The sequence below is a fragment of the Chromobacterium sp. S0633 genome (genome assembly GCF_024158805.1).
Classification (GTDB): Bacteria; Pseudomonadota; Gammaproteobacteria; order Burkholderiales; family Chromobacteriaceae; genus Chromobacterium.
The window spans coordinates 47,700-57,769 of sequence record NZ_JAMZGH010000022.1 but is presented as its reverse complement, the minus strand read 5'-3'; the positions used below and the strand labels follow the sequence as shown (position 1 = coordinate 57,769).

At 66.3% G+C, this 10,070-nt stretch carries 12 protein-coding genes; 6 read left to right on the top strand and 6 right to left on the bottom strand.

Translation table 11 applies throughout. The annotated features are described in order from the left end of the window. Positions 1 to 100 precede the first annotated feature (100 nt). Positions 101 to 898: a transporter substrate-binding domain-containing protein gene (locus tag NK214_RS13860; RefSeq protein WP_253314774.1), complete on the top strand. Its 798-nt coding sequence runs from the start codon at positions 101 to 103 to the stop codon at positions 896 to 898. 231 nt (positions 899 to 1,129) lie between these two features. Beyond that, on the top strand, positions 1,130 to 1,345 hold the full coding sequence (locus tag NK214_RS13855) for a YdcH family protein (RefSeq protein ID WP_107801369.1): 216 nt from the start codon (positions 1,130 to 1,132) through the stop codon (positions 1,343 to 1,345). Positions 1,346 to 1,412: 67 nt separating this feature from the next. Here NK214_RS13855 and NK214_RS13850 read toward each other — a convergent pair whose 3' ends face one another. Both NK214_RS13850 and alr read right to left on the bottom strand, forming a co-directional pair. After that, positions 1,413 to 1,730, bottom strand: coding sequence for a hypothetical protein (locus NK214_RS13850; RefSeq protein ID WP_199225961.1), 318 nt, complete (start codon positions 1,728 to 1,730; stop codon positions 1,413 to 1,415). Between the two features lie 128 nt (positions 1,731 to 1,858). Further along, positions 1,859 to 3,088 (bottom strand): alanine racemase, encoded by a 1,230-nt coding sequence (gene alr, locus NK214_RS13845; RefSeq protein ID WP_107801368.1) that lies wholly within the window; start codon positions 3,086 to 3,088, stop codon positions 1,859 to 1,861. A gap of 237 nt (positions 3,089 to 3,325) precedes the next feature. On the opposite strand from alr, the gene NK214_RS13840 reads away from it, so the two are divergent. Next, positions 3,326 to 4,240, top strand: coding sequence for an amino acid ABC transporter substrate-binding protein (locus NK214_RS13840; protein ID WP_146176768.1), 915 nt, complete (start codon positions 3,326 to 3,328; stop codon positions 4,238 to 4,240). Positions 4,241 to 4,246: 6 nt separating this feature from the next. On the opposite strand, the gene NK214_RS13835 is transcribed toward NK214_RS13840, so the two are convergent. Together NK214_RS13835 and NK214_RS13830 are read right to left on the bottom strand one after the other, a co-directional pair. After that, positions 4,247 to 4,717 (bottom strand): hypothetical protein, encoded by a 471-nt coding sequence (locus tag NK214_RS13835; protein WP_146176767.1) that lies wholly within the window; start codon positions 4,715 to 4,717, stop codon positions 4,247 to 4,249. A 326-nt stretch (positions 4,718 to 5,043) separates the two neighbouring features. Then, positions 5,044 to 5,385 (bottom strand): hypothetical protein, encoded by a 342-nt coding sequence (locus NK214_RS13830; RefSeq protein ID WP_227105936.1) that lies wholly within the window; start codon positions 5,383 to 5,385, stop codon positions 5,044 to 5,046. Between the two features lie 300 nt (positions 5,386 to 5,685). Here NK214_RS13830 and ompR point away from each other — a divergent pair, with 300 nt between their 5' ends. Both ompR and NK214_RS13820 read left to right on the top strand, forming a co-directional pair. Continuing rightward, a complete protein-coding gene (gene ompR, locus NK214_RS13825) occupies positions 5,686 to 6,411 on the top strand; it encodes a two-component system response regulator OmpR (protein WP_043636475.1) in 726 nt (241 codons plus the stop codon). A gap of 3 nt (positions 6,412 to 6,414) precedes the next feature. After that, positions 6,415 to 7,719, top strand: a complete 1,305-nt coding sequence (locus tag NK214_RS13820) for an ATP-binding protein (protein WP_107801364.1) — start codon at positions 6,415 to 6,417, stop codon at positions 7,717 to 7,719. A 38-nt stretch (positions 7,720 to 7,757) separates the two neighbouring features. Here the strand turns inward: NK214_RS13820 and NK214_RS13815 are convergent, their stop codons facing one another. Further along, on the bottom strand, positions 7,758 to 8,192 hold the full coding sequence (locus NK214_RS13815) for a hypothetical protein (RefSeq protein WP_227105935.1): 435 nt from the start codon (positions 8,190 to 8,192) through the stop codon (positions 7,758 to 7,760). Positions 8,193 to 8,274: 82 nt separating this feature from the next. Here NK214_RS13815 and NK214_RS13810 point away from each other — a divergent pair, with 82 nt between their 5' ends. Beyond that, positions 8,275 to 9,129, top strand: a complete 855-nt coding sequence (locus NK214_RS13810; RefSeq protein WP_253314773.1) for a LysR family transcriptional regulator — start codon at positions 8,275 to 8,277, stop codon at positions 9,127 to 9,129. Here NK214_RS13810 and NK214_RS25110 read toward each other — a convergent pair. Next, positions 9,126 to 9,986, bottom strand: coding sequence for a methylated-DNA--[protein]-cysteine S-methyltransferase (locus tag NK214_RS25110; protein ID WP_305883556.1), 861 nt, complete (start codon positions 9,984 to 9,986; stop codon positions 9,126 to 9,128). The two genes, NK214_RS13810 and NK214_RS25110, sit on opposite strands and share 4 nt — an antisense overlap. Positions 9,987 to 10,070: the final 84 nt, after the last annotated feature.

Here is a 10,070-nt window from a genome sequence, read left to right as displayed (position 1 = left end):
TGCGGCAGCCGCGGCCCGCGTCCGCGCATCAGACAAGACCGGACCCGGACCAGCGGCTATAAATAATCTATTCGGCGGCCCCGCCCAAGCGCGCGCGCCATTGCAAGACATCGATATCCGCTACCGCCCCATGGCTTTCTCGCCGCTCCACCTCGCCCGCCGCGCCTTGCCGGCCCTGCTGTTCGGCGCGCTCAGCACCCCGATAGCCGCGCTGCCATCGATCCGGGTGGCGCTGGGCGAAACCAAGCAGCCCTATATCGACGCAGAGCGCGCCAAAGGCGTGGAATACGATATCGTCCGCCAGGCCCTGATCCAGGCCGGCTATCAGCCCCAGATCCGCTTCGGCCCCAATCTGCGCGCGCACAATTGGCTGGCCAACGGCCAGGTGGACGCCGCCATCGCCAATAGCGGCGGCCATGTTTCCGAGCCCTACATCGTCTACCAGAACATGGCGATCACGCTGTGCAAACGCCGCATCCGCCTGCGCCGGCTGGACGACCTGGCCCGTTTCCGGGTGGCCGCCTTCCAGGGCGCCCACCTCTACCTGGGCCCCGACTTCGCCGCGCTGGCGCCGCAGATTACGTCCTACCGGGAAGAATCGCCGCAGGTCACCCTCAACCGCCTGCTGTACAGCGAGCGCGCCGACGTGGCGATTTCCGACGTCAACATCTTCCAGCAGTTGAGCCACGAGCTGCGCCGGGAAATCGACGTCGGCGCCAAGCTCTGCCCGTACGCGCTGTTCACCCCCACCCATTACCGGCTGACCTTCCGCGACGTCCGCGACCGCGACCGCTTCAACCAGGGCCTGCGCCGCTTCGCCGCCGCCGGCGGCTACGAGAAACTGGCGGAACGCTACCAGCTGCCCACCCAGCGCGGACGCCCCTGGTTCAAGCCCTGAGAACCTGCCGCGCTTCGGCGATACGGCGTTGAACAGACTCTGAGCGCGCCTTGCCGCGCCCGGCTGGCCTAAGGGTGGGTGTCTGCTCTGGATCAATAACCTTCGCCGCCGCGCGGTGTTAGCATGGTTTGGCAGTATCTGATCGCTGACGGCCGCAGTTTTTGCCCTTAGGCTTCGCCCGGGTCCGCGTCGTCAGCCGCTCCATGTATCCACCCGCCCAAGGAGTCGCCCATGTTTCCCGAATACCGCGAACTGATCAGCAAGCTGAAAACCGAAGACGAGCACTTCACCCGCCTGTTCAACAAACACAACGACCTGGACCAGAAGATCAAGAATATGGAAGCGCGCATCGAGCCTTCCGTCGACTTCGAAATCGAAACCCTGAAAAAGGAAAAACTGCGGCTGAAGGATGAGTTGTACATCATCCTGAGAAAGGCCGCCGGCTAGATCCGGCGTCTGCACGCAAGAACAAAGCCCGCCGACAGGCGGGCTTTTGCATGATGCGCGCCGGGCTTCAGACCGTGGGCGCGTCCTTCTCCAGCTCCGCCAGAATCGCGCCAGGCTCCTGGGTCACTTCCAAAACCTTGCGGATGCGGTTGAACGCCACGCAGGCGTCGGCCGGATACTTGCCGAACGGCGTCAGCCCGCCATGGCTCCAGCCCGCCGCGGCCAGCACGTCCTTGCGGAACTGCGAGCCATCGGCGCTGCCGCCGGCGATCTGCTGCAAGGCCCGGTCGATCAGAATATGCGGAAACGGGTTGCGGGACAGCGTGGTGAAATGCTCTGGGCGAACTTCGTCGAACTGCATGGCGCACTCCTGATGCGTGAACATGATTCATCTAAGTCCAAACCAGGGCAATTCGCCAGCAGACTGTGAAGACTCACACGCCGCCGCCGCGAACGGCGGCGGCGCGGCCAGGCTCAGCGCCTATTCAAAACGCGCGCGGCCTTGAACCGGCGCTAGCGGTTCACCAGCAATTTGGGGTTGGAATTGCCCCACACCGTGTACAGGTCGGCCAGCAAGGCGCCGTTGATGTCCTCTAGCTCGGCGGCGCCGATTTCGCCCTTGCCCTGCTTGCCGAACAACACCACCTCGTCGCCGATCTTGGCGCCCGGAATCTCGGTCACGTCCACCATCAGCGTATTCATCGACACCTTGCCCACCACCGGCGCGCGCTGGCCGTTGATCAGCACATGCGCCTTATTGGTGAAGGCGCGGCGATAGCCGTCGGAATAGCCGACCGGGATATTGGCCAGCAAGGACTCGCGCTTCAGGGTGTAAGTGCGGTCGTAGCCGACGGTGTTGCCGGCCGGATAGCGGTTCACCGCCGCCACGCGCGATTTGAAGGCCATCACGCGCAGATATTCGGTATGGCTGGGCACGGTGTCGCCGAAGATGGCGCCGCCCGGACGCACCATGTCCAGCCGCGCTTCCGGCACTTCCAGCGTGGCGAAGCTGTTGGCGCAGTGCAGGGTGATCTTGCTGCGGTCCAGGCCGCCCGCCTTGATCAGCCAGGCGCTTTCCTGCTTGAAGGCCGCCAGGCCTTTTTCCACGTCGGCCTTATCCTCCACCGGGAAGTGGGTCATGATGCCCACCACTTGCAGATTGGGCAGCTTGAGCATGGCCAGCGCGTCGCGGCGGCCTTGCTTGCTGGCCAGCTCCACGCCGTTGCGGCTGATTCCGGCGGAGTTGATGGCCAGATGGATTTGCAGCGTCTTGCCCTGGCGCTTGGCCAGCGCGGACGCCTGGCGCGCCAGTTCCAGATTGCCCACCAGCTCTTGCATATCGTATTGCAGGCCGTCCGCTATCTCTTCCTGCGTGGCGCTGCGCACGCGCGCCACCACGCCCTTATAGCCGCTGGCGCGGGCCACGCGGGCCTCTTCATTGCTGGCGATGCCCACGCAGGGAATGCCCTGGGCGATGATGGACGGCATCACGTTGGCGATGCCGTGGCCGTAGGCGTCCGCCTTCAAAATGGCGCACACCTTGGTGTCGGCGCCCACCAGGCGCTTGAGCTCGGCCAGATTGTGATCCAGCGCCGCCTTGTCGATTTCCAGCCAGGCGTTGCCGCGCGCCGCTTCCGCGGTGGAGCCGCTGTTGGCCGCGGTCAACGGCGGCGCCGCCATGGTCAGCGCGGGCGCCAGGGCCAGGCCCAGCGACAAGGCCAGCAGTGTTTTCTTGAATTGCATAAATCGTCCCCCGAGTGTGAATGCCGCTTGCCGACAAGGCCGTTCCGGCATCCGGGAGATGATAGGAGGCAGATATATTCATGTCGATATGAATATTCACTGCTAGTCCTGGTTTTGCATAAGCGCTTGACTGCGCGCAAACCCGGCAACGGCGAGCGGCCCTTGCGCGGCGCGGCGCGGCTATCCATCATGAAGGGGCGGCGCGCAGCTTCCGCGCGCCATCTCGAGGTTATTCCGATGCGGCAATCCCTATTCCTTCGCCGGCTGGCCGGCTGCTGGCTGGCCGTCCTCATCGCCTTGGCCGGCGGCATGTCCCCGTCCGTTCAGGCGGCCGGAATGATCTACGTCGGCCACGCGCCGGAAACCCCCGCCGACGAGCGCTACGACTATCACTGGGCGATTCTGCGCGCGGCGCTGGACGCCACCCGCCCGCGTTGGGGAGATTACAGCCTGCGCTTCGCGCCGCGGATGAACGAAGCCCGCCAGCTGCAGGAACTGGGCCACCCGCGCGGCCGGCTCAATGTGGTGATCCGCGAAACCAACCGCGACTACGAACGCCGCTATCTGCCGGTGCGGATTCCGATAGACCGCGGCCTGCTCGGCTATCGCGTGCTGCTGATCCGCGACGCGCGGCAAGCGGATTTCGACGCGGTGACGGGTCTGGCCGACTTGCGCCGTTTCAGCGTCATCCAGGGGGATGGCTGGGGCGACAACGCCATCCTCAAGCAAGCCGGCCTGACCGTGGTGACCGACCCCAATTACGAAGGCCTGTTCCGCATGCTGGAACGCGGTCTGGGCGACGCGTTCTCGCGCGGCGTGGCGGAAGTGGAGGAGGAGATCCGCGTTTACCAGCCGCAATACAAGCATATCGCGCTGGAGCGGTCTTTATTGCTGTACTACCCGCTGCCCACCTATTTCTGGTTCGGCCGCGACGCGGAAGGGCAGAAGCTGGCGCAACGCGTGGAACAGGGCATGCGGCTGATGCTGCGCAACGGCGAATACCAGCGGCTGTTCCAGAAATACCACGCCGGGCTGATCCAGCGGCTGGACCTGAAGCACCGGCGGCTGATCCGCATCGACAACCCCTTCCTGCCGCCCAGCACGCCCTTCGCCGACCGCGGCCTGTGGTTCGATCCGACCACGGCTAAATAAACGCGCTCACTCCGCTTGCAAGGCCTGACGCACGCACAGCCGCTGGGCTATTTCGCGGTCGGCGCATTTGAGTTCGGCCTCGGCGCGGGCGCGGCAGCGCGCGGGGTTGGCCGAACGCGCGCAATCCGGCGGCGGCAGCCGCTCGTTGATGCAGACGCGGCGCGCCTTGCCTTCCAGCCCGTCGCAAGAGCTGTGCGCCGCCCGCAAGGCTTCGCAACGCTTGGCGTCGCGCTCGCGCAGGCAGCTCAAGGCCGGCGTGTAAAATTCCAGGCAGGCGTGCCGCCCGTTGACCGGCAAATCATTGCAGGCCATCGTGCCCTGACGGTGCAGCTCGCAGCGCTGCGGCGCGGTGGCGCGGCTGCAATCCCATTGCGCCGCCGCCGCGTCCGCCAGCCAGCACAAGACCAGCCCCCATCCCCAGGCGCGCCGCAACGCGCCGTATCCCCTATTGTTTTTCAAGGCATGCCCCTTGCGCATGACCGCTTATCTCCACGCCCGCCTAAGCACAGCTGTTGACGATCCGCTCAATGTCGAAATGCTGATGCGCCGCGTGTACTGTTCGCTTTCTCAGTCGCAACGCCTTATCGCTCGCGAGAGCGTGAACCGCTTTTATTGGGCGAAAACGACGCTGCGCACTAACGGCGCGGCGGACGGCCAGCCAGGCTCATGCCGGCGAAATCGTTTTGCTCCGCAAACCGTTCCGGCAATGAGAATTGGAATTGGAATGAAAAGGCTGGCGTACTCTATTCAAAGCTTATCAATAGAAATCCCGCTTCGCCAGCCGGGCTTGACGCGTCGGAGACTCACTCCGAGCCACGTTTGCGGCGGTCGCGCCAGAAATGAGGCTTGACGCGATCCGGCGGCGGCGGCGCGGCGCCGTCCGGGTTCATCCGCCAGTACGGCGGCGGCGCGCGATGCATCAGCTCCGGCGGCAAATCGCCGTCCTGCACCGCTTCACGCAGACGCAAATTGCGCAGGCGGCGCAATTCCTTGCAGTCCGGATCCGGCCGCGCCTGGCAACGGCGGCTAGGCGCCGGCTCCAGGTCCGGCGGCATGGGGCCGCGCTCCTTCCCTCGCGCCAAGGCCGGCGCGCTGGCGAGCGCTTGCAGCAAGGCAAAGATGAGAAGAATCGGCAACCGCGTCATGAAAGCTGTTTTATCCTGTCGAAGGGGCTGGTAAAGGCCTCCGGATCCCAAGATCCGAGCCGGCGAGGGCGGACAGCATACACCATGCGCCGCCGATGCCAAAGGCATCTCCCCGCGGCCAAACCGCCGGAACGCCTCATTAGGCAGCCTAGACTCGCGGCATGAGGCAGACATGAGCGACAATCGCTGATTTGTTAAGGTGTGTGATCGCGGGAACCGGCTTAACATATCTTCATCAGGCGCGCTGCCGCAGCCCGGGGCCAGCCGCTAAGCTGACACACCGCTCCGAGGAAAAATCGCATGGAACACAATAAGATACTGGTCGTCGACGACGACGCCAAGCTGCGCGAGCTGCTCACCCGCTATCTGAGCCAGCAAGGCTACGCGGTGGAGGCCCTGCCGGACTCCAAGGACCTGGACCGCAAGCTGGCGCGCAATCGTCCGGACCTGATGGTGCTGGACGTGATGATGCCGGGCGAGGACGGGCTGGCCGTAGTACGCCGGCTGCGCGCCCAGGGCGAAACCATTCCGGTGATCATGCTCACCGCGCGCGGCGAGGACATCGACCGCATCCTCGGCCTGGAAATGGGCGCCGACGACTACCTGCCCAAACCGTTCAATCCGCGCGAGCTCACCGCCCGCATCCAGTCGGTGCTGCGCCGTCATCACGCCACGCCGGCGCTGGGCGCGCGCCACGACGCCGACGAGGAAGTGAGCTTCGGCGAATTCGTGCTCAATCTGGGCCAGCGGGAACTGCGCAAGGCCGGCCAGCCGGTGACGCTGACCAGCGCGGAATTCGCGGTGCTGTCGGTGCTGGTCAGCCATCCGCGCCGGCCGCTGACCCGCGAGCAATTGATGGAAATGGCGCTGGGCAAGGGCAACGGCGAATCGCTGGACCGCAGCATAGACGTGCATATCTCCCGGTTGCGCAAGGCGCTGGAAAGCGGGGACAGCCAGCTGCGCTTCATCCAGACGGTATGGGGCTACGGCTATGTGTTCGTGCCGGACGGCACGCCGCGGGAGTAAGCGGTGCGCAAGCTGACCGGCTCGCTGTTTTTCCGGCTGGCGGTGCTGGTGGTGCTGGTGGTGCTGACCACCCAGTTCGTCACCCTGTGGATGGCCGCCGGCGAACGCCACAAACTGCTGGACAAGCAGCTGTATTCGCAGACGGTGGACACCCTGGCCTTCCTGGAAGGCACGATGGAGGCGATGACCAACACCGAGCGCGCCGAATTCCTGGCCGGCTACAACCGGCCCGGCCTGCCGCGCCTGCTGCCGATCAACGCCGATCAAGGCGTCAATTTCACCGACTACGTGCCGCGCCTGGGCGAGACCCTGGCGCAGCGGCTGTCGCACGGCCTCAACGAGCCGATAGAAGTGCGCCACGCCCAGATCGACGATCGCAGCGAGCTCTGGGTCAATGTGCACGTGCTGGACCAGGCCTACTGGCTGGTGCTGCCCTTCGGCCGCTACAGCGACCGCCCGATCAACACCATCATGCAGGCGGCGCTGCTGGCCTCCATCGTCGCCAGCCTGCTGGCCTTCGTCGTCGCCTGGCGGGTGACGCGGCCGATCAGCCGCGTGGTGCTGGCCAGCCGGGAACTGGCCGCCGGCACCATGCCGGCCGCGGTGCCGGAGGACGGCCCGCGCGAGGTGAAGGTGCTGGCGCATAATTTCAACCTGATGGCGCAAGCGCTGGACAGCGCCGCGCGCGAGCGCCGGCTGATGCTGGCCGGCCTGTCCCACGATCTGCGCACGCCGCTGACCCGGCTCAAGCTCTCGCTGGAACTGCAGCAGGACAGCCCGGATCAGCACGATATGCTGGCCGACATCGACGAGCTGTCGCAGATCGTCCGCCAGTTCATCGACTTCGCCCGCGCCGAGGAAACCACCCGGCTGGAGCCGGTGGCGCTGGCCGACCTCGCCGCCAGCGTGGTGTCGCGCTTCGCCCGCGAGGGCATGGACGTGCGCCTGAAGCGGCTGGCGGAGCCGGAGCTGCAAGGCGACGGGCTGGCGCTGGAGCGCTTATTGTCCAATCTGCTGGAAAACGCGCGCCGCTACGGCGCGCCGCCGGTGGAGGTCTGCGTCGAACAAGACAACGGCTTCGCTGTGCTCAGCGTGCTGGACCACGGCAAGGGCATTCCGGCCGAGCTGCGCGAAACCGCGCTGGCGCCGTTCGAACGGCTGGCCGAACACCGCGGCACCGACGGCGGCAGCGGCCTCGGCCTCGCCATCGTCAGCCGCGTGGTCAAGCAACACCGCGGACGGCTGGAGTTCTGCGATCAGGCGGACGGCTTCAAGCTGGCCGTCCATCTGCCGCTGAACGCCGCTTGAGGGCGTGGTCCGAGCGTCGCCCGTCTACCGGGCGGCGCTCAGCGGAAGCGCAGCATCATCCACAGCCCGCCCATGCTCAAGGCCATGCCGCCCAGCTTGCCCAGCGACGGCTGTTCGCGAAACAGCAGATAGCCCAGCGGCAGCAACACCAGCGCGGTCAGCACATTGGAACTGAGCGCCGCGTAGCCGACATGCCAGCCGGCGCGATAGGCCAGCAAAAAGCCCAGTTCGATGCCGACGATGCCCGCCGCCACGCCCAGGCTGCTCCAGTTCAGCGCGGCCAGCCCACGCTGGCCGCCGCCGGGCAGCCACCACATCCCCAGCACGCACACCAGCATGGCCACGCCGTAACTGACCGCCAATGAAAAGAAAGGATTCGCCGCCTCCGGCACCTGCTTGATCGACAGGTGATAGACGACGGAGCCGGCGACCGCCAGCAATAAAGCCGCGATGAACATGTTTGAACGCCTCATGAGAAATATCCGTCCCTAGGCTAAACTTTCCCGCCGCTTATAGGTAGACTGAAAAATCAGGGCATTGTTATAAGAAAAAATCATGACTGGAGATTTGGACACCGGCTTGCTGCGCGCGCTGATCACGGTGGCGCGCCACGGCAGCATCAACCGCGCGGCGGCGGACTTGGGGCGCACGCAGCCGGCCTTGAGCTTGCAGCTGCGCAAACTGGAACAGCACTGCGGCCAGACCCTGTTGCGACGCTCTCCGCGCGGCGTCAGCCTCACCGCGGCGGGGCTGCAATTGCTGCCCTACGCCGAACGCATCGTCAGCCTGACCGAACAGATGCAGCCGACGGTCGCGCCCGCCGCCGCGCGGCGTTGCCGGGTGGGCCTGATCGAGGATGTGATCAGCCGTCATCTGCCGCAGGTGCTGGCCGACTTCGCCGCCACCCAGCCGCAGTGGCAGCTCGAAGTGCGGGTGGCCCTGGAACGGGAACTCAGCCCGGCTTTTCGCCAGGGAGAACTGGATCTGCTGATCGCCAACCCGCGTCAGTGCGGGCTGGAGCGGACGCCGAGCTGGGTGCTGGAATACCCATTGCAATGGTTGGCGCGCGACGGCGTGAAACCGGAAGCGGAGGTCCTGCCCTTGGTGATGTTCTCCGCGCCCTGCAGCTGGCGCGACGCGATGCTGCGCGCCTTGCACCAGCTTGACCAGCCTTATCGCATCGTCTTCGAAAGCACCAGTCAGCTGGCGGTGCAAGCGGCCTTGGAAGCGGGCCTGGGCGTGGGCGCCCTGTTTCCCGACGCCGTCTCCGCGCAGCTGCGGCCCTTGCCGGAACACAGCCTGCCGCCGCTGCCGGCGGTGCCGCTGGCGCTCTACCGCCAGCGCGACGACGACGGGCTGGAATTGCTGTCCCGGCTGTTCTTCCGCGCGCTGGGCCAGTTCGCGGTCTAGGCCGGCTGCAAACCCGCCATCACCGCGCCTTCCCAGCCTATCAACTCCACCTTGCGTTCCGCGCCCCAGCGGTATTCGCCCAAAGCGCCCTCGGCGCGTATCACCCGGTGGCAGGGAATCAGCCAGGCCACCGGATTGGCGCCCACCGCGCTACCCACCGCCCGCGCGGCGCGCGGCCGCCCCACCGCGGCGGCGATCTGGCCGTAACTGGCGAAGCCGCCGTAGGGAATGGACAGCAGCGCGCGCCAGACCTGGATCTGGAAATTGCTGCCCTGCACCCGCAGCGCCAGCGGCGCCTGGCCTTCGGCGCGCAACGGCTCGAACATGGCCGCGGCCACCTCGGCGCCGCCGCCGGGAACATGACTCAACGCGGCCTTGGGCCAGCGCCGGCTCAGCCAGGCCACGGCCTCTTTCTCGTCCGCGACGAATTGCGCCGCGCACACGCCGCGCGCGGTCCGCGCCACCAGCACCGGGCCGAAACGGCTGGCTTCCACGCTCCATTCGATCGCCAATCCGGCGCCGCCGTTGCGGTATTCGCCCGGGGTCATCGCTTCCAGCGTCACGAACAGATCGTGCAAGCGCCCGCCGCCGGACAAACCCAGTTCATGCGATAGCGGCAACAAGGCCTGTCCGCCCAGCCTGGCCTTGGCGGCCTCGCAGGTCAGATGCTGCAAAAAGCGCTTGGGGCTGACGCCGGCCCAGCGGGTGAACAAGCGCTGCAAGCGCGATTCCGACAGGTGCAGCGCGCCGGCCAGCTCGGCCAGCTCCGGCTGGCGCTCGGCGTTGGCCACCAGATAGCGGATGGCGTCGCGAATGCGGCCGTAGTCGCGGTCTTCCTCGAGAATTTCGCCGTGCATGGTCTGCTCTCCATTCGATCACAGCCCCAGCATAAGCAGATCGGGCCGCCGCGGCGACCCGATTCTTGCCCACTTGCGCGCCGC